Source organism: Telluria mixta (genome assembly GCF_029223865.1).
Classification (GTDB): Bacteria; Pseudomonadota; Gammaproteobacteria; order Burkholderiales; family Burkholderiaceae_D; genus Telluria; species Telluria mixta.
On record NZ_CP119520.1, the window covers coordinates 4,727,891 to 4,747,796 of the forward strand.

Consider the following 19,906-nt stretch of genomic DNA (forward strand, 5'->3'; position numbering starts at 1 on the left):
CACGCACCGGAGTATGCATGGCGTCAATAGCATCCATCCGCCAAACCGATAGTTGTAAGTCCGAATATTCGATTTGTCGTAGAAATGAGTACCTTTTACGATGCACGTTCAAATCGATCATTTGCTGGAGCGCTCGGTTCGTACTTCGCGGCTGTTCTTGCTGGACCAAGAGAACTCGGCCGATTCAAGGTTCCCTTGAGACGTGCTGCAGATATTGAAATAACGGAGACATAATGGAAACAAAAGGGCTGGTTCCCGCCACTTTTCTGGTCAGTACACTGGCATTGCTCGCTGGCTGTGCCGGTTTGCATCGCGAAAATGGCGTTCGCGCTGCTGCCTCGAGCGCTCAGGCACCGCAAGGCGCATTCGTCCGAACTCTTGGCGCGAGCAAGCCATCTACTCCGCTGGTGCTCCCTCCGGAAGTGCAGGGCATGGGCGCTTCCTATGTGAACCAGTCGAATCAGGGTGGTCGGGGTATTGCTCTTGGCGGGCTCGGTACGGGCTCCTTCATGCTCAATCAGCAAGGAACTTTTGGCCCGTGGTCCTTTAACGGACGTCAGGAAAACCGCGTGTTGCCGCAGGCTGCATTCCACTTGTTCGAGGAGGTGGAGGGAAATGCGCCAACCGTGAAAACGCTTGCGGCGCCGACTTCCTCATCAGACAAGCAACCGGCTGCGACATCGTTCAGCTACGGCCCGAACGGTGCATTGCTTCCCGCTTGGCCAACACTGGCCAACGGCGAGGCAACCTACAAGGCCATGTACCCGTTCGGATGGATCGAATATCACGGCTTCAAATCGAAGGTCGTCAGCCGTTTCTGGTCGCCGATCGTGGCAAAGGACGAGCTGCGCAGTTCGATGCCTGTCGCCTATTTCGACGTCCAGATTACGAATCGCAGCGACCGCAACGAAAATGTCGCCATGATGTTCACGTTCCCGAACGCCCCGATTCACGTTGCCGGTGCCACCCCGCCTTTTTGGCTGCCCTTTAGCAAGCCCCACTTCGCTCCCAGCGTTCGAACCGGGCACTACACGCATTTTGACGTCGATCCAAAGACCGGAGTGGCGGGCGTAACGCTTGGTGCCGATCACCCGACCAATACCGTTGACGCCCAAGCGACAGAATGGACGATCGCGGCTCGACCAGAAGCTAATCAGGCAGTCTCGTACGTGACCTCATGGAATGCGGATGGCGACGGTTCCGATATTTTGAAGGCGTTCCAGGCACGCGGGACGCTTCCGAACGCCGCGATCGACCAATCGAAGTCCGCCGGCGCAGTGAGCGTCAAGGCAGCATTGAAGCCCGGTGAAAGCACGACGTTCCGCTTCGCGCTGGTCTGGGACATACCGAGGGAAGTCGCCACGACGCCGTCGGGGGAGCGCACGGTCTGGATGAAGCGCTATACCGAGCGCTTTGGGGCCAAACAGACGGCCGACAACGACTACGTTACGAACAGCTACCCGGAACGTCAGGGTTTTAATATTGCCAGTGTCCTGCTTGGCGAGCACGACAATGCATTGAAGGCGGTCGAGAGCTGGTGGTCGGCAGTGGTGGGGGATCCGGCTTATCCCGACTGGGTCAAGGGCGCAGCGCTGAATCAGCTCTTCTACAACGTGTATGCCAGCAGCTTCTATGTCAATGGTCTCGTGTCGAACAACGTCCCCACGTCAATTGGGCCGCGTCTGGGCAAAGTGTTCGGCGATACCCATCTGTTCGGGCTTGCGACCGGCGGCGACGGTGCAGACGGCGCCTTGATGAACGCGGACGTATCCCCATACGGATATCTCAACTGGGCCCAGCTATTCCCGAAGGTCAATCGTGACTTGATGCGCGTTTCGGCGGAAATCGTCGCGCGCAATCCCGTCGGGGCCTTGAGCGATTTCGGGTCGGTCCTTGGCGGTTCGCCATTTGTCGATCTGAAGTTCTCCACCAGCGGTCTTGACGGGCACTTCGGTTTCCTCGACCGGCAGCCGAAGTTCGTTTTCCGCGCCTACGACGAGTTCTTGAGAACCCACGATACGACATATTTCGCCTATGTCTACCCTGCGATGGTGAAAGCCTACGATCGGTTCCGCCAGAATGTGCCGGCCGGGTCCCATCTGCCAGTCGGCGCAAGCTCGACCTACGACTGGATTCCAGGAAAGGGACATACGCTCTACAACTCAACGCTGTACCTGCTCGCGACGCAAGTGATGGCGGATGCAACCGCCCAGGCTGTGGCACTGAACATCAAAGGCGCAACCGGTGAGGCGAGGGATCGCTACGCCGCTGAGCTGGCGGCCGCAAAAGCTGAGTACGAGTCGACCTTCTGGGACGATGCTCGGCAACACTACCGCTGGTCGTCTGACGTCACCAACACGACAAGCGGGACGACCTCCGAAGCCGGCCTGTTTGCTAATGGCCTGTACGGACAGCACTTGGCGGAGCAGGCCGGGCTTCCTGACCTGGTACCCAAATCTCATCTCATTGGGCATCTCAAATCGGTGTTCAGGAAGTCCGCGCTTCCTTTCAAAGATGCTGGCGGCCGGACCCGTGGCGTGGTCAATTTACTCGACAATAATTACGACTGGTTCGGCAAAGTGGTCAGCGCTAACCCGTTTGTTGGTGGCAACGATTTTATGGCACGCGAGCTTTGGGCCGGGTCATCCTATGCGGTAGCGGCCACGATGATCTTCAACGGGAAGCGGTTCAATGATCCGGAACTTGTGTCCTACGGCGAAATCATCGGCAAGGATCTCAGCTACCAACTGTGGGATAACCCCGAGCTGGGATTCGAGTTCAACGCGCCGGAAGGCTGGGATGTGACGTCGACGAAGATGGCGAGGAACTCGCCCTACATGCGACCTCTCGCCGTGTGGGACACGTTGAACGCCTTCAAGCGGCTTTCCATCCCTGATCCGGATCCTGCCGCGCCAGACGTGCCATGACCGCGCGCTGCGCCCTCGCGGTTCATCCGACGGCCCCGGTGAATACAACAACGCTGCCACATGGACAAAACAAAGGTGTTACGCCTTCCGACATTCCGTTGAATGAGTGGGTACACATCAACAACTACACCCGATAACGACAACTTTTACACCGCCGAAACGGAAAAAAGCCCCGGCTGGACGCCAACGAATCGGCAAGACATAACGAAACACCGTCCTCCGGGACGAAAATGGAGATGACATGCAATACAAACGAATCCTCGAGTGCCTGCTGGCTAGCGGTGCAATGCTGATGTGCGCCCACACGGCGTTTGCCCAGGTCGCGCCGCAGCCTGCGGAAGGCACCAAAGGCGACGGACAAAAGGCCGATACCCTCAAGTCCGATCCGAACGTGGTCGTGGTGACCGCCAACCGCGTCCGCTCGAATGCCCAGACCACGGCCGTGGCACTCAATGTCTACAACGGTGCGGCACTGGCCGACGCAGGCGTCAGCAGCGTGTTGGCGCTGCAGACTATCGATCCGAGCATCAACGTCACCAACTCCGGCGGTAGTGCTTATGTCGCGGTGCGTGGCGTTGCCTCGACCGACATCACCGAGACGGGCGATCCGGCCGTGCCGGTCGCGCGCGACGGCTTCTTCACGAATCGCCCGTTCAGCATCGCTTCGTCGATGTACGACGTCGAGCGCGTCGAGGTGCTGAAGGGACCGCAAGGTACGCTGTTCGGTCGTAACTCGACCGGCGGTCTGATCAACATCATTACCGCGAAGCCAGGCGAGACTTTTGGCGGCTACCTGAGCGCCGATGTCGGCAATTACAGCACCGTCAACCTCGAAGGCGCATTCAACGTGCCCGTCAACGACAAGGTGCAGATGCGCTTCTCGGGTGTGGAGCGTCACCACACCGGCTATCGCAACGTTACCGGCGTCAACTTGCGCGGCGACGACGAGGGTACCAAGTCGGGTCGCCTGCAAGTGGCATTCCAGCCAGTCGCGGGCTTCCAGGGCCTCATCTCCTACCAGAAGGATAAGGTCGATGACATCGGCGACATAACCAAGAATGGCCCCATCGCTACCCTGACGCCGATCGGCGACGCCAAGACCTTCCCCGGCCTTGCACCGACGAGCACGCATCTTGACGGCCACCGCCTGCGCTGGGAATTCAGCTACGACCGTCTGCCGTGGGACCTGACCCTGACCTATGCCGGCGGCTACGACTCGGTGGATTATCTTCACAAAACCGATGCAACCGGTCCGGTCTATCCGGCCACGCGCCAATACATTATTGGCAATGAGGTCGGCACACGCAACCATGAGATCCGCATCTCCACACCGTTGAAGGGCCGCTTTACCGCGCAGGCCGGCTATTTCTACTTCACGGAAAATAACGTCGTTGACACGAGCGTGCGAAACTTGACGATGAATCCGGGATTGCCCGATTTCTCCAACACCGTCGGCATCAGGTTCAACTACCTGATCAAGACCAAGTCCGAGGGCCTGTTCTCCCAGGTTGGCTGGAAGCTGACGGACGATCTGAAATTGACGGTAGGCGGACGCTATTCGCGTGACCAGAAGGTCCGCACCGGTGAAGCACGCCTGCTGCTGGGAGCGCTGGTCAACCCGTTCATCCCCGGCCCGGAAATCGTCACTCCTGGCGATGGCCTGATGAAGAAATCGAAGCCGACGTACCAGGTTGCCCTGGACTATACGCTCACTCCGCAGAACTTTTTGTACACGAAGTACGCAGCCGGGTATAAGTCGGGCGGCTTCAACTCGAACGGCAACTCAGCTTCAATTCCTTATGATGCAGAAACTGTCAAGTCGCTCGAATTCGGCAGCAAGAATACCTTCCTGAATCGCCAGGTGAAGCTGAACATCGCCCTGTTCCATCAGAACTACCAGAACTATCAGGCATCGCAGTTCTCGGACCTGCTGACCACTGGTGCCGGCGTCTTCAATGTCGGCAAGGCCACCATCAAAGGTCTGGAAACGGAACTCGTGGCGACCGTCCCGGACGTCGCACGCTTCGACGTGAATGCGACGCTGCTGAACACGCACTTCGGCGACGGAATTCGTATCACCGACGGCGCCATTCCGCCGATATCGCATGACATTGGCGGCAACCAGTTGCCGAACGCACCGAAGTTCGTCATGACCGCCGGCGTACAGCGCACGTTCGAAGCAGGCGATGGCGAACTGATGGCGCGCCTGTCCGCGAAATATTCGAGCGACTTTTACTATTCCGCGTTCAATAACGCTGACGAACGGTCGCCCTCGTATACGACCCTGAACGCATTGCTGAAGTACGCACATAATGGCAGCAACTGGGAATACCAGGCTTATGTCAACAACCTGACCGACAAGGTGGTGCTGGTCAGTAGCACACGCAACTACGCCAGCGTCATCAACACGATGCAGTTCCAGGCGCCGCGCACCTACGGCGTGCGCGTGCGTTACAACTTCTGACCGTCGCTGTAGCGAGATGGCCCAGTACTAGGTTGGCGTACTGGCATTGGGCCATGTTGGCGGCGGCCCCTGGTGCCGTCGCACGGTCCGGCGCGGTGCGCCACGGCCGCCCTTGACACGCTGGTCAAAACCTGACTTGCCACTGCCAGTAAGCAAATGACATGAAGCTGAATCTTTTGAATCGCGCCAGTCCGATCGCATCGCTGTGCCTTTGCCTATTGTCGACCACAATCGCGCAGCGTACGCATGCCGCTCCTTTCCAGTGGCCAGTCGCGCCGCTCATCGAGCGTCCGGCGGAACCCGATGCGATCCCTCTTTATGACTTACCGTCGCCTGCCGCGCGGCCGGACCCGACTGCCGAGACATGGGCCCGCGCACTCCACGGGCGCGAGGTGCGTAACGTGACGCAGCCGGTGCTGTTGCCCGTATTGCCGCAGGCCGGGAAGGCAAACGGCACCGCCGTCATCGTCGCGCCGGGTGGTGGTTTTCGCAGCCTCGCGATCGACAACGAGGGCCTCGATGTCGCCAAAGGTCTGGCGGCGCAGGGCGTGAGCGCTTTCGTGCTGAAGTATCGGGTAGTACCTACCCCGGCAGATCCGGTCCGGTTTGCTGCGGACATGACGCGGGTGATCGCCGAGCGTAAAGAGATAACGGTCAACCAGGCATCGCTGGAGGACGCGAAACGTGCGGTACAGCTGGTACGCCAGCGGGCAGGCTCCTGGGGAGTCCATCCGGACCGCGTGGGCCTGGTGGGCTTCTCCGCTGGCGCAATGGTCACACTGCGGGCCAGCGTGGACCCGGATCCGACGGCGCGGCCTGATTTCGCCGGCATGATCTACGGGCCGGTCACCTCGATACCGGTTCCGGCCGGCGTACCGCCGATTTTCGTCGCCCTGGGTGCGAACGATGAAATCTTCGCTCGCGGTAACTTTGGATTGATCGAGGGATGGCAGAAGGCCGGCGGGGCAGTCGAATTCCACTTGTACGAAGACGGCCACCACGGGTTCGGCATGAAGCGACATGGCACGACGAGCGACCTCTGGTTCGAACAGTTCCTCAGCTGGATGCGCATGCGCGACCTGCTGCGCTGAAATCTCCGGTGATGTGATGCGGCATCTGCCTGTCGCATGCAGGGCGGCATCGCGTGCCCCACGTCTTCCGCCCGACACCCGCATCCGCCGGGTGCTCCACAATTACATATAGGAATACCAATGCAAATCGGCCAAACAGCCACAGCCAAGCAGGATGCCGCATCCTCTGCATCCGGTGTGAACCTCGCCGCAGCGCCCGTGGCAAGCCTGCGCGTCTTTGTCTTCGCGCTGTTCTTCATCTTTGGCGGGATCACGAGCCTCAACGACGTCATCATCCCGAAGCTGAAAGACTTGTTCACGCTGTCCTATGCGCAGGCGATGCTGGTCCAGTCCGCATTCTTTGCCGCCTATTTCATCGTATCGCTGCCAGCTGCGGCGATCGTACGCCGGATAGGTTACATGCGCGCCGCCGTGACGGGCCTTGTGACCATGATGGCCGGGTGCCTGCTCTTTATACCGGCGTCCTCGTCCGGCATGTTCATCACCTTCCTCCTCGCGCTGTTCGTTTTGGCGGCCGGCATTACCATCGTACAGGTCGTTGCCAATCCGTTGATCTCGATGCTGGGCGCGACGGCCACCGCGTCAAGCCGTCTGACTTTCGCGCAGGCCTTCAACTCGCTCGGTACGGCAGTGTTTCCCTATGTCGGCGCTGCCCTGATCCTCGGCTCCCTGGCCAACATCGATCAGACCACCTTGTCAGCCGAGGCGTTGGCGCTCTACCGCGCCAACGAGAGCAAAGTGGTCGTGCATACTTATATCGGGCTGGCAATCGTGCTCGCGGTCGTCGCGGCCCTCGTCTGGAGCAATCGTAAAAAGCTCGTTGAAAGCCCCCATCCTGCAGGCAATATATTTGGCGCGTTCGGGTTGTTCTCGCAGCCGCGCTTCGCCTTCGGCGCACTATGCATCTTCCTGTACGTCGGTGCAGAGGTCGCGGTCGGATCGTTTATCGTCAATTACCTGATGCAGCACGATGTGCTGGGCCTTAGCGCGGAAGCGGCTGGAAAACACGTGCCGATCTACTGGGGCGGCGCTATGGTTGGCCGTTTCGTTGGCGCCTCTATCCTGCGTGTCTACTCGCCCGGCAAGGTGCTGTCATGTGCGGCATGCATCGCGGTGGCGCTGCTGGCGATCGCGGCCGCAACTCACGGCGCTCCCGCCGGCTGGGCGATGCTTGCGATCGGCCTGGTCAATTCGATCATGTTCCCCACCATTTTTAGCCTCGCTTCAGAAGGTCTGGGCGAGCGCGCCGCGGAAGGTTCCGGTCTGATCTGCGTGGCGATCGTTGGTGGCGCGATTATCCCTCTTGTCACCGGCTACGCTGCGGACGCGGCCGGGCTGCGACTTGCACTGATCGTGCCCGCTTTGTGCTATCTGCTGATTTCCGCTTTCGGATGGTATGCGCGCCGTCCACTGTGTTGCTGACAACCGCTCGTCGACGACAGCCCTGGTTTTGATTGGCCGCTTCAGTGGATCTGGCCGATCTGTCCAGGGCCGTGATCCAGCGCGGCCAAGGGCGGATCGAAGGCAAGCGATGGAATGTGCTCCGACCGCGCGATTTCCGCGATCGTGTCGCGCAGCCAGAGGTGCAGGGGCTCCTGGTCCATGAACTCGTGCCACTGCATGCACATCTCGAGTTTTGGTAGCTCCACCGGTACCGGCACGATCCGCAAGGGATAATGCGCGGTGAAGAGTTTCGCAAGACGGGTCTGTACGGTGGCGATGCGATTGGTACCGACTACGAAATGTGGAACCGTGTTGAAATTGCTAGTCGCCATTTCCACATGTCGCGCGTAGCCCAGCGATTTCATGAACGCGTGATCGCAGCTGTCACGCGAGTCCATGCCGAACTGCGAGATCACGTGTCCCAGCGACAGGTACTGTTCCAACGTAAGCTCGTTGCCGACGACTGTGTTTCCGGTCCATACGACACCCGTGAACGATTCTTCCATCAGTACCCGGGTGGGCAGCGACTTTAGGCAGTACTGGCGCACGGTGATGAGGAGATCTATCTCGCCCCGCTCGAACAGCTCGGTCGAATCCGCCGAGGGATCGACTGATTCGAACGCGACGCCCGGTGCGATCCTCTGTACGTGCCGTGATACGTCGGCCATGAGCACGGTCGTGATGTAGTCCGAGGCGATCAGCTTGAACTTCCTACGGGCGTCCTCGGGAAGGACGGCGGGACGGCGGCCGACCGTATGCTGGATCTGGTCGAGCAAATTACGGATCGGCTCGACGAGCGTCGCGCCGAACGGCGTCAGGATCATCGATTTGCCGACGGTGACCAGTACTTCATCCTTGAAATGCTCGCGTATGCGGGACAGGATGCCGCTCGTGGCCGACTGGCTCAGGTGCAGGCGGCGCGCGGCGCGCGTGATGCTCTGCTCCTCGAGGAGCACGTTGAGCCCCACCAGCAGGTTCAGGTCGAGATGTTTGAAACGCATGACGCGGTTGTCTCCGATGGTGTTTTCAGCGATTGTCCGGCACTGCCAGGATGATCGCGCTTGTGCGCGAATTATCTGGAGTTTCGAAGGTACTGACCAATCGGATATACGGATGACGCTCATCGGTTGCGCCGATGGCTCAGTTCATGGCGCTTCGCCACATGGAGCAGGGCGTACCGGCCGACCCACAACACAATGGTACAGCAGGTCGACCATTGGAGTTCCGCGCGGTCGCTGGAGCGGCTGGTGGCTTGACGCTGGTGCCGCAGTGCGTATTTCCCAGTCAAGGAGACGATCATGGCCGCGTTGACCATGGTCGAGTCGGATTCCACTCATCATGCCGAAGGTCCAGGCCTGGCGCCACGGCGGTATGCACGGTGACGAGTGGTTTCGAGTCCATGCGAACTAGCGTGACAGCATGCGCCTCAACGTGTCGTCACGATCGATGACGCTGTGTTTCAAAACGGCGAGCACGTGGAGGCATAGGAGGGCTGTCAGAGTCCATGCGAGCAGCGCGTGCACCTGATGTAGCCGATCGCTCAACAGCGCATCCACCGGTACCGGCGCCGGCATGGGCACCAGTCCCATGAACACCAGCGGGTGCCCGCTGGCCTGGCTGAGCAGCCAGCCGACCAGGGGAAGGGCCAACAGCATGAAATACAACATTCCATGTGTGACTTGCGCTGTGCGCCGCTGCCACGAGGGCATGGTCGAGGCCAATGGCGGCGCTGGCTGGCTCCAGCGGTAGGCCAGGCGTAGCAAGGTGGTGAAGAACACCAGCGCGCCTATGGACTTGTGCACGCTGTACCAGACGTAAGTCGAGGGAACGCGCGGGAGTTGGTCGAGCACCGCGCCCAAGGGTATGTTGGAGAGAATGAATGCCGCGGTCAGCCAATGGAAAATCTTCGCGGGTAAGCGATAGCGAGCTGCCGATATGCCGGGGGGCTCAAAACGTGTGTCGATCGATGTTGAATCCATGCGTCTCTCCGTGGTGGTGTTGGTAGGTAGGGCATGGATTCTCGCATCGGCAGTCTTGGCCGGACGGCCGATCGACATCGAATTTTCGAATGCATTGATTCGGTCCCGCCGATGCACGAGCGCATCTGGCCCGTGCTGTATTCAGTCCGCAAACAGCTTGGCGACGACGGAGCGTATCCACATGCTCCCGTCATCCTTGTGATACTTGCGGTGCCAGTGCTGCTTGAGGTCGAATTTCGGGATGTCCAGCGGCGGCTGGATCAGACGGATGCTGGGGATCTTCGCGAACGACTCACCTACCGCAAGCGGCACGGTCACGAGCAGGTCGGTCGCGGCGATGATGAATGGAATCGACATAAAATGGGGCGTCGACAGGACGACGCGCCGCTCGATCCGGTGCCTGGCCAGCAACTGCTCAAAAATTTCCTGGCTGCGGCCTTCGGCGCGGATGACGGCGTGTCCGATGTTCAGGAACTCGTCTAGCGACATGCGCTCGCCCTTGATCCGGTGCCGCGCATTAACGAGGCTGATGAAGGTGTGCGTGAACAGGCGTTGCTGGAAGAAGTTGCGTCCCTTCAGGTCGGGGAAATAGCCTATCGCGAGGTCGACCTCACCGGCCTCGAGGCCCGCCGCGATCTCCGCCGGGGGAAGGGTGACCGACACCACGGTCGCGTCAGGCGCATGGCGCTGCAAATGCGCCAGCAGCTTGGGCAGGAACGTCATCTCGCCAATATCCGACAGCGCAAAGGTGAACCGCCGGGTCGTCGTTTTCGGATCGAACGGGGCGGCCATCAGCACTTCGTTCTTTACCCGCGCCAGGATGTCGCGTGTCGGGCCGAGCAGCGCCAGCGCGCGCGGCGTCGGCTCCATGCCATGTGCGCTGCGTACGAACAATGGATCCCCCAAAGCCAAGCGGAGCTTGTTCAGCGCGATGCTGACCTTGGGCTGGCTCCAACCCAGAGCTTCAGGGCGGCGCGGCTGACGCTGCGTTCCTCGGCGATGGCCAGTACGACCGGCAACAGGTTCAGATCGAGTTCAGTGTCGTCCATCGCGCATCCTGTGTATTAAATATTCGAATAAAGATTATTCTGTAGATTGTATTGATATATAACACAGCTTCCCTATGATTGCACCGGCGCCAAAGACAACGTCCTTGCAGGCGACGATGGCCCTGCCGGGCGCCTGCCTATCGCACAACAAGGAGGAGTAAACATGGTTCCACTCAACGCAGTCCCGCTCAGCCCCTTTCCACTCGACCAATGGTACGTCGCCGGATTGTCCTGGGAGCTGAAGGACAAGCCTCTGGCGCGCACCCTGCTCAACCGAGAAGTCGTGCTCTTCCGTACCGGCTCAGGCGAGGTCGCGGCCCTGGAAGACCGCTGCTGCCACAAGTCGCTGCCGCTGTCGTGCGGCACCGTGGAGCGGGCTGGCGTGCGTTGCGGCTACCACGGGCTGCTGTACGCGCCGGGCGGCGCCTGTATCGAGGTGCCGGGCCAGGATCGGATTCCGTCGAAGGCCCGCGTAAAGGCCTACACGCTGGTGGAAAAAGACAGCATCCTGTGGATCTGGATGCCGCGCGAAGAGGGCGCGGTGCCGACCCACGAGGCACCCGACTATTGGGTGCACGGCGATTCGCGCTATCAGTTCAAGGGCGACGTCTACCACTACGACGCGCCATACCAGCTCATCCACGACAACCTGCTGGACCTGAGCCACCTCGGCTACGTCCACCTGCGCACGATCGGTGGCAACGCGGCCGTGCACATGAACGCGGAATTGAAGGTCGAGGGATCGGGCGACAAAGTCCGCGTACTGCGCTACATGCCCAATTCGGCGCCGCCGCCCACCTACCTCGCCGCCTGGCCGTTCAAGGGCAACATCGACCGCTGGCAGGAAGTCGAGTTCAACGTCAGCCACCTGCTGATCTGGACCGGCGGTGCCGACGTGAGCACCGAAGACCTGAGCGATCCCCAGCGCGGCGGCTTCCACATGCGCGGCTTCCACGCGATCACGCCGGAGACCGAGACGACCGCACACTACATGTGGACGATGGCGTCGAACCACCACCCCGACCGGCCGGACGTGCTGGAGGCCGTGTACGAGCAGACCGCGCTGACCTTCCACGAGGACAAAGAAGTGATCGAGGCGCAGTACGAGAACATGAAGCGCTTCCCTGGCGCGCCACAGATCGACATCCACGTCGACGTGGGCCCGAACCGGGCGCGCCGCATCGTCGAGCGCCTAGTCAAGCAGCAAGTGCAGGAGGGGGCATGACGGCACATGCGACGATCCGCGCGCGGGTCGTGAACAAGATTCACGAAGCGGAAGACATCGTCAGCATCGAGCTTGCCGCAGCCGACGGCACGGCGTTGCCGCCGTTCTCGGCCGGTTCACACATCGATGTCGAGGTGGGGCCGGGGGTGGTGCGCCAGTATTCGCTGTGCAACGATCCGCTCGAACAGCACCGCTACCTGATCGGCGTCCTGCGTGAACCGCAGTCGCGCGGAGGCTCGCGTGCCGTGCATGACATCATCCAGGTCGGAGACATAATCCCGATCAGCACACCGAAGAACCACTTCCCGCTGACACCGGCAGGGCGCTACCTGCTTCTGGCTGGTGGCATTGGCATCACGCCCATCCTCAGCATGGCGGAACGCTTGTCCAGCACCGATGCCGAGTTCACGATGCACTATTGCACCCGTTCGCTCGAACGCACGGCGTTCAGGGAGCGCATCCTGAAATCCGGATATTCGAACCGCGTGCGTTTCCACTTCGATGCCGACGCGGCCGGCAAAAAATTCGACCTCGCGGCCATGCTGCATACGGCGCCGCCGGACACGCACCTGTACGTCTGCGGACCCGCGGGCTTCATCGAGTTCGTGACCGCCGCCGCCAAAGCGCAGGGGTGGAAGGACGAACGCGTGCACTTCGAATATTTTGGCGCGGCGCCGCAGGACACGACGGGCGACCAGCCGTTCGAGGTCAGGATCGCCAGTACGGGTCTTGCCTATACCGTCGCCGCGGGTAAGACAGTAATCCAGGTTCTCGAAGCGAACGGCGTCGAGGTGCCGGTTTCGTGCGAGCAGGGCGTATGCGGCACGTGCGTGACCCGCGTGCTCGAGGGCGTTCCCGATCATCGCGACCACTACCTCACCGAAGACGAGCATGCCGCGAATGACCAGTTCACGCCTTGCTGTTCGCGTTCCAAGTCACCACTACTCGTGCTCGATCTCTGATCCAGCAATCCTACATCGTTGAGGGCCATCGGGATGGCGATTTATATCGTTGTTGATGGGCGGGTCCTCCCGGCGGAGCATGCCGGAAGTCGACTGCACCGTCGATTACGCCCGCTTTGACCCGCGCGGCCCGGTCAAAGCGGGCTGCCGTCCATTCGTACCGATTCCCCCTCTGCCATCGGCCGATAAAGGCGGCTGTCAATGGTTTTGCTTTCTGTTTTTGCGATGGGATGCGAATGGCCGCGAGCATTGTGTAACTCGTATCCCGTTGGGGAAGCCTGCCACGCAGGATTGCCCGAAAAGTGAGGGGAGCTGGTGAACCACATGCCTTCAGCCCTGCTTTTTAGTTAATCGCCTGGATACTTCGGTTTTGTTATCTATTACGGTATCTATATTACCGATATTACGGAATCGACTGCGTAGAGATTGCCGAAATCGTTATAAATTCTTCCGATTTCCTGACACATCCGCTACATGCCGAATGCTACTATTTTTGCACAACAAAATGAGGTCGCCGCAGGATTGGCATGCTCATCTCTGGCATGGTCGAACTGCTGCCCAGTCACTGTGAAGGGAGAAAAAGGAGATCGGGTTGTTCACGTGGCGCATGAGGAAAGTGCTATTTTTTTTTGCCGAATACGGCATCTCAATATCCGGCATTCCTTTAGTTGGTTATCCGATAATTACCATTTTCTAAAGCGCTACGGCCGGTATTTTCGGGATAACTGGCGGCAGGGCCCAAATTGCTCATTGTATTTGGACCGCGATCGATTCTACGAAATATGTTGTATCGAGCTATAACGCGATTTTCCATGGTTGCACGCCGAGATTCGATCCGGCGGCGGCATCGTCGCTAGATCTTTTCGAATAACACCGCTGCCATTCATACCGGATCAAAATAAAGATTCCAGGTTCGGCGGGCATTGTGGGTACGCGCTGTTCAAAATTATTCAATAATAAATAGGAGACAAAAATGGTTACAATTAGTTCCCCACGCTTGCCTATGTCCACTCGCACGACCGTTCTGACCCGTGCCCTGATGGGTTGCTATTCGCTGTCGATGTTCGCGCTCCCCATCGCATCGTTCGCCCAGGACGCGCAAGAGCCTTCCTCGTCCACTACGACAACTTCCACGTCAACGTCGAAGGGTCAGATCCAGGAAGTCATCGTCACGGCGCAAAAACGTAAGGAAAACCTTCGCGACGCGCCCGTGTCGGCGGCCGTCGTAACGGAAGAAAGCCTTGTCAAGGGCGGGGTGCAGACGCTCGACGACATCGGCAAACTGGTGCCCTCGGTGGTCGCGGCGCCTTCGGGCGGGAATCTGCGCTCGGGCTTTACCATGCGCGGCATCAGCACGAGCGTCATCACGATCGGCGCACCGAGCGGCACCGCCGTGATGATCGACGGCGTGACATTGGCGCCGGAATCGATGGCCGCCAAGCAGCTGACAGACGTCCAGAACGTTGAAGTGCTGCGCGGGCCCCAGGCGACCCTGGGTGGCCGCACCGCCTCGTCCGGCGTCATTAACATCGTGACGCGCGTCCCCGAGGCCGAGTTCGGCGGCCGCGCCGGCGCTACGCTGACCAATGACGGCCAACGCCGCGTCGAGGGCTTCGTCACCGGTCCGATCGCCCAGCAGCTCAAGTTCAGCCTGTCGGGCTACGACGGCAAAACCCTGTACCCGACGCGTAACCTGAACACGGGTGAACACGACAGGGAAAAGGCCAAGGGCATCCGCGCCAAGCTGCTGTACACGCCGACCCGCGACCTGGACGTGACCTTCATGGCGCTGCACAGCGACATGGAAAACAAGGGCACGTTCCAGAGCTTTATCGTGCTCGATCCGAAAGCCGTGTATCGCGGTATCGTTCCCTATCGCACGGCAATCCCCGAAGGGATCACCGTCAGCCGCGAGAACGTCGATTATGCGGTCCGGGGCACGCCGGGCACGACGGCGACCGACAAGATGTACTCGCTGGTCGCGAACTACCGGATCGGTGGCTGGACCCTCAGCTCGGTCACCGCACGTCAGGAAGAGGACCGCGATTTCGTCGCAAACACTCACCTTCAAAATTCTGACTGGGCGTCCATGGCGTTCAATGGCCGCTACAGTTGGGACAATTCCCAGCGCTCGGTGCTGGCCGTGCGCACCACCAGCCAGGAATTCAAGGTTGTGTCGCCGCAGATGGGCATTCTCGACCTGCTTGCCGGGGTGTACTACGGTCACGACGAGACCAAGTTCGATTTCGCGCGCGCGACCGTCGAAATCCCGTTCGCGTTCAGCGCGTTCCGTATGGCCGATACCAAGACCAAGGCAGCGTATGCCCGCGCCACCTGGACCTTGACGCCGGACTTGAACCTGATCACCGGCCTGCGCGTGAACCGCGACGAGATCGGCTACGTCTACAACCTGCGCTACAACACGCCGCCGTCCGGCGCGCCGTCCGTGCCGTTCTCGCGTAGCGACGCGGCCGCCCAGAACACGACGGTGGGCGACGTTGCGCTGCGCTACAAGCTGTCGCCGACCGTGTCGACCTACGCCAGCTTCGCACGCGGCTACAAGCCTGCCATCTGGAACCTCGACGGCACTATCACCCCCGCCAACGACTTTCGTCCAGTCGACCGCGAGAATGTGAATTCCTACGAGCTCGGCCTGAAAGGCGCATTCCTGAACCGCCGCCTCACGCTGAACGCCGCGCTCTTCAATACGGTCTACACCAACTTCCAGGTTCAAACTTTTGACCCGGTCGCACCCGCGTCGTCGTTCGCCCTCGCCAACGCCGGTAAAGCGAGTACCCGGGGGATCGAACTGGATGGCCGCGCGCTCCTGCCGGCCGAGTTTCGCATGAACGCCAGCTTGGCCTTCATCGACGCCAAGTACGACGACTACGGCGCCGCCACCTGCTATACGGCGCAAACCGTCGCCCAGGGCTGCGCGCGCGCGGCCAGTGGCACGAGCTACCAGAACCTGTCCGGCACCCGTCTGCCGAACGCGCCGAAGTGGAAGTTCAACGTCGGTCTTGAGCGCAGCATTCCCATCGACAGTATGCCGTTCGACCTGACCGTCGGCGGTACCTACGCGTTCCAGACCCAGGTCAACTTCGACCCGAACGGCAACCCGATCGCAGTGCAGGGCGCCTACGGCATTTTGAACCTGAACGCCACGCTGGCCGAGCGCAATGGCCGCTATGACGTCTCCCTGTTCGCCAACAACGCCCTGAACCGTGGCTACATCTCGGGCATCATCGATCAGGGTGTGCGTTGGGGCAACGTGGCCGCGCTGACCGCGTGGCGCAGCCGTGACGCACAGCGCTACGTCGGCGTGCGCTTGAACGCCTACTTCTGAGCGGCGATCTTGCCGTCCGGACTGCAGGGCACCGGACGGCAAAAGCCATCTTCGCCCGCCAACAACGGCCAGCTCCCCGCAGGTCGTGAGGGGACACCGATGTCCGTTTCATATCCGGACAGTGGTCTTCCCTCGAGCCGGATCGCCGGTATCGTCCGTCCGACCTCCGAGAGCTTTAACCTGAATACACGAGAAGACATTGATGAGTACAGCCCAACCCATTGCTTCGAAAAACACTCGGCTTCGCGCGCTCGCGCTCGTTGCCATAGGACTCGGCCTTCTGGCCGACGGTAACGCTGCGCCGGCGACCCCAGCGAAACCGCTTGCCATCAAGACCTGCGAAGGGCTTCAGGGCATGCGCATCGCCGCAAGCAGCATTGGCCTGCCCAGCGGCGGCGCCCTCCTGGAGTCGGCCACGCGCGCTGCCGCGGTAGCTCCTTACGCCGATGATGAGGGTGAGCACCTTCTGACCACACCGGAGCGCTGCCTTGTCCTGGGCAGCATCGCGTCGATTGACCCTGCAGCACCGGCGATCAAGTTCGCCATCAACCTGCCGCTGTCCAATTGGAACCACCGTGCGCTGCAATCTGGTGGCGGCGGTATGGGTGGCGCTGTCATCACGGCACCCGGCCAAAAAGCCTCCGGCCGATTCGACCCTATGCCTATCGATGCCCCATACCCGATCTCGTTGGGCTACGTCACTTTCGGCAGCAATGGAGGACACGCCAGCGGTGATTTCGCCTTTACGAAGAGTGACGAGGCAATGCGCAACTGGGCTTACGAGCACCTGAAGAAAACGCGGGACGTTGCCGTCGAGGTGATCAAGCTGGCATACAAGGAGGCGCCGCGCAAAGTATTTTTCAGTGGCGAATCGGCAGGAGGGCGCGAAGCGCTCGTGATGGCGCAAAAGTACCCCAACGACTACGACGGTATCATCGCGACATCACCCGTGATCCAGTGGAATGCCATTCACCTCTACGACAACAGAAGGCGTGATCGCCTGATGACCGGCTTCCTGAACGCCGCGGACATTAAATTGGTGGCCGATCGTACCCGCGCCAGCTGCGACCTCGCCGACGGCGTGGCAGACGGCGTGATCGCGAAGTATTTGGAATGCACAAACGACGTCGCAACGTTGCGCTGCGCGGACGGCAAAGCGGGCAGCGGATGCCTATCGGATGCGCAGATCGCGTCCGTGAATGCTTTGCGCGAGCCGGCCGATCTGGGCGTGACCCTGGCGAATAACATCAGCCGATTCCCGGGCTTCGGTGTCACGGGCGACGAGGACGGCACCGGCTTCCAGTGGCCGTTTTATCCGATCGGCACCGTTGCGCCATCCATGGTTCTGCCAGCCGGAATGGGCTTCGAGCCGGGCCGCGGTGTAATCCTCAGCTTCGGTGCGTTCTGGGTTCGCCACGCCGTCGTGGGAGACGAGACCTTCAATCCAGCCGGTTTCAATCCGGCTCCGTATGCGGGGCGCCTGCAGTACCTGTCGCGTCTCTTCGATGCTACGAACCCGGATCTGACTGCCTTCTCGGCGCGCGGCGGTCGGCTGCTTATCATCCACCCATCGGCCGACAATGCCGCACCGCTGACGATGTCGGGGCAGTATTACCGCAGCGTCGTCGCCACCATGGGCAAGGCCGCAGCGGATCGCACAATGCGTTTGTACGTTGGTCCGGGCGGTAGCCACAACGTAGGGGGCGTGACGCAGATCGACGCCCTGACGCTGCTGGAGAAGTGGGTGTTACAGGGTGAGACGCCGCCTGATGCGCCGGTTGCCTACTTCAAGAACATCGGTGACGCCTCGTTGGTCCGGGCCATGCCGGCGTGCCGCTACCCCGCTTACGCCAAATACGTCGGTGGTGACATCAAGCTGAGCACGAGCTACACCTGCACCCCGCGTGCCGACCCATTGAACTAACCCGGATATTTCATCGAAAAGAAATCGGCGCAGTGCAAACCTCGCATTAGATCAAGCTTCGATACGAGATTTGTGAGCACTGAGCCGACATTCAGGTGTACCGGCAACGAAGTCCTTCCAAGCGTGACCACCAGGCGCATCAGGCCCTGCCCGCCGGCGCCAAGCTGCGCTCGCGGTCCGCCCGATCACGGATGCAGGGGTACCCGTTCGCTTCGAGCGACGACATAAGCATAATTGAGACAGTATGAAATCCATCGCTCATCGCACCATGGGACTGATGTGCGCGCTGGCCGCATCCGGTGCCAATGCGCAGACGGTGATGCAGGTGTACGGCCTGATCGACACCGGCATGGTTTGGGTAAACAACGTCGATGTGCAGGGCCGTTCGTTCGTCAAGATGCCATCACTCACCAGTACCTTTCCGTCGCTCTTGGGCTTTCGTAGCACCGAAGACCTGGACAACGGACTACAGGCGTTTTACGTGCTCGAGAATGGTTTAATGATGGATACCGGCAGTGCTGGCCAGGGTGGGCGCCTGTTCGGCCGGCAGGCGTTGGTGGGCCTGCTGGGTGCCTGGGGTACGCTAACCCTGGGGCGCCAGCTGAACATGACATCGATCGCGACGATCAAGACCGACGTGCTGGGTCCGCACCTGTTCTCGGTGCGTTCGATCGATGCCTATCTGGCAAATGCGCGAAGCGACAACGCCATCGGCTACCTGGGCAACTTTAACGGCATCGTTGTTGGGGCGACCTGGAGCTTCGGGCGCGACGGCTCGGCGGCGGGCGGTCCCACTGCCACCAATTGCCCGGGGGAGGTACCCGGCAACGCGAAAGCGTGCCGGCAGTACACGGGCCTGCTCGGCTATGAGACGAAAGACTGGGGCCTCAACGGCTCCTATGACCGCATGTACGGCAACAGCGGCGCCGCAGGTGGCCTCACGAGCAGCGCCAACACCGATACCCGCACCACGATCAACGGTTTCCTGGTGCTCGGTGCCACAAAGATCGGAGGCGGCGTGATCGAACGCGAGACCAGGGCCGCGACCGGCTTGAGCGAGTCGAACCTGTACTACCTCGGCGTCAGCTACCCGATTGGCGTATGCGCGATCGATGCCCAGGTGGCGCGGCGCGATACGAAGCATTCGTCGTCGGAAGTCGCCATGCTGGTGGGCCGCTTGACCTACAGCCTGTCGAAGCGCAGCGCCGTGTATACGTCCATCGGCCGCATGGTCAACAAGGGCTCGTCTGCAGTGTCGCTGGACGCCGGCGGGACGGTGGCGCCGGGACTGGGCCAGAACGGCGTCATGGCCGGCTTGCGGCATACCTTCTGACGGTATCGTCTACGGCGGTCCGTTGTTCCTGACGAGTGTCGGCCTGACGGTGACTGGCCTGGTCCACCATCTTGGGCCATCTATCGATACGACGGATACCACCAATCGGAACGTCCGATTGGTGGGGTTGATATCTCACCGGTACATTATGAATCCGCTATGG

At 60.7% G+C, this 19,906-nt stretch carries 11 protein-coding genes and 1 pseudogene; 9 read left to right on the forward strand and 3 right to left on the reverse strand.

Annotation, left to right across the window (positions count from 1 at the left end; translation table 11 throughout):
* Window positions 1-233 precede the first annotated feature (233 nt).
* The 4 genes from P0M04_RS21095 (at window position 234) to P0M04_RS21110 (ending at window position 7,904) form a co-directional block, all read left to right on the forward strand.
* Complete coding sequence (locus tag P0M04_RS21095) at window positions 234-2,927, forward strand: GH116 family glycosyl-hydrolase (protein WP_259447162.1); 2,694 nt, start codon at window positions 234-236, stop codon at window positions 2,925-2,927.
* A gap of 241 nt (window positions 2,928-3,168) precedes the next feature.
* Window positions 3,169-5,391, forward strand: a complete 2,223-nt coding sequence (locus tag P0M04_RS21100) for a TonB-dependent receptor (RefSeq protein ID WP_259447161.1) — start codon at window positions 3,169-3,171, stop codon at window positions 5,389-5,391.
* Between the two features lie 161 nt (window positions 5,392-5,552).
* On the forward strand, window positions 5,553-6,482 hold the full coding sequence (locus tag P0M04_RS21105) for an alpha/beta hydrolase (RefSeq protein ID WP_259447160.1): 930 nt from the start codon (window positions 5,553-5,555) through the stop codon (window positions 6,480-6,482).
* Between the two features lie 120 nt (window positions 6,483-6,602).
* On the forward strand, window positions 6,603-7,904 hold the full coding sequence (locus tag P0M04_RS21110) for a sugar MFS transporter (protein WP_259447159.1): 1,302 nt from the start codon (window positions 6,603-6,605) through the stop codon (window positions 7,902-7,904).
* Between the two features lie 41 nt (window positions 7,905-7,945).
* On the opposite strand, the gene P0M04_RS21115 is transcribed toward P0M04_RS21110, so the two are convergent.
* From P0M04_RS21115 to P0M04_RS21125, 3 genes and pseudogenes are all read right to left on the reverse strand, one after another.
* Window positions 7,946-8,926, reverse strand: coding sequence for a LysR family transcriptional regulator (locus tag P0M04_RS21115; protein WP_259447158.1), 981 nt, complete (start codon window positions 8,924-8,926; stop codon window positions 7,946-7,948).
* 405 nt (window positions 8,927-9,331) lie between these two features.
* The gene (locus P0M04_RS21120; protein WP_259447157.1) at window positions 9,332-9,904 is read right to left on the reverse strand and encodes a cytochrome b; all 573 of its coding nucleotides are present in this window, start codon (window positions 9,902-9,904) and stop codon (window positions 9,332-9,334) included.
* A 141-nt stretch (window positions 9,905-10,045) separates the two neighbouring features.
* Window positions 10,046-10,953: pseudogene (locus tag P0M04_RS21125) on the reverse strand (LysR family transcriptional regulator).
* Window positions 10,954-11,116: 163 nt separating this feature from the next.
* Between P0M04_RS21125 and P0M04_RS21130 the strand changes: the two are divergent.
* From P0M04_RS21130 to P0M04_RS21150, 5 genes are all read left to right on the forward strand, one after another.
* Window positions 11,117-12,178 (forward strand): aromatic ring-hydroxylating oxygenase subunit alpha, encoded by a 1,062-nt coding sequence (locus P0M04_RS21130; protein ID WP_259447156.1) that lies wholly within the window; start codon window positions 11,117-11,119, stop codon window positions 12,176-12,178.
* Window positions 12,175-13,140: a PDR/VanB family oxidoreductase gene (locus P0M04_RS21135; RefSeq protein WP_259447155.1), complete on the forward strand. Its 966-nt coding sequence runs from the start codon at window positions 12,175-12,177 to the stop codon at window positions 13,138-13,140. Before P0M04_RS21130 ends, P0M04_RS21135 begins: the two co-directional genes overlap by 4 nt.
* Before the next feature lie 1,003 nt (window positions 13,141-14,143).
* Window positions 14,144-16,486 carry a TonB-dependent receptor gene (locus P0M04_RS21140; protein WP_259447154.1) on the forward strand — a complete coding sequence of 781 codons (2,343 nt, stop codon included), beginning with the start codon at window positions 14,144-14,146 and terminating at the stop codon, window positions 16,484-16,486.
* Between the two features lie 202 nt (window positions 16,487-16,688).
* The gene (locus P0M04_RS21145; RefSeq protein ID WP_259447153.1) at window positions 16,689-18,410 is read left to right on the forward strand and encodes a tannase/feruloyl esterase family alpha/beta hydrolase; all 1,722 of its coding nucleotides are present in this window, start codon (window positions 16,689-16,691) and stop codon (window positions 18,408-18,410) included.
* A gap of 244 nt (window positions 18,411-18,654) precedes the next feature.
* A complete protein-coding gene (locus tag P0M04_RS21150) occupies window positions 18,655-19,743 on the forward strand; it encodes a porin (protein ID WP_259447152.1) in 1,089 nt (362 codons plus the stop codon).
* Window positions 19,744-19,906 lie beyond the last annotated feature (163 nt).

Bases quoted from the DNA above. Each gene is read 5' to 3' on its own strand.
- P0M04_RS21095 (WP_259447162.1), top strand. From the start codon at position 234: ATGGAAACAAAAGGGCTGGTTCCCGCCACTTTTCTGGTCAGTACACTG.
- P0M04_RS21100 (WP_259447161.1), top strand. From the start codon at position 3,169: ATGCAATACAAACGAATCCTCGAGTGCCTGCTGGCTAGCGGTGCAATG.
- P0M04_RS21105 (WP_259447160.1), top strand. From the start codon at position 5,553: ATGAAGCTGAATCTTTTGAATCGCGCCAGTCCGATCGCATCGCTGTGC.
- P0M04_RS21110 (WP_259447159.1), top strand. From the start codon at position 6,603: ATGCAAATCGGCCAAACAGCCACAGCCAAGCAGGATGCCGCATCCTCT.
- P0M04_RS21115 (WP_259447158.1), bottom strand. From the start codon at position 8,926: ATGCGTTTCAAACATCTCGACCTGAACCTGCTGGTGGGGCTCAACGTG.
- P0M04_RS21120 (WP_259447157.1), bottom strand. From the start codon at position 9,904: ATGGATTCAACATCGATCGACACACGTTTTGAGCCCCCCGGCATATCG.
- P0M04_RS21130 (WP_259447156.1), top strand. From the start codon at position 11,117: ATGGTTCCACTCAACGCAGTCCCGCTCAGCCCCTTTCCACTCGACCAA.
- P0M04_RS21135 (WP_259447155.1), top strand. From the start codon at position 12,175: ATGACGGCACATGCGACGATCCGCGCGCGGGTCGTGAACAAGATTCAC.
- P0M04_RS21140 (WP_259447154.1), top strand. From the start codon at position 14,144: ATGTCCACTCGCACGACCGTTCTGACCCGTGCCCTGATGGGTTGCTAT.
- P0M04_RS21145 (WP_259447153.1), top strand. From the start codon at position 16,689: ATGAGTACAGCCCAACCCATTGCTTCGAAAAACACTCGGCTTCGCGCG.
- P0M04_RS21150 (WP_259447152.1), top strand. From the start codon at position 18,655: ATGAAATCCATCGCTCATCGCACCATGGGACTGATGTGCGCGCTGGCC.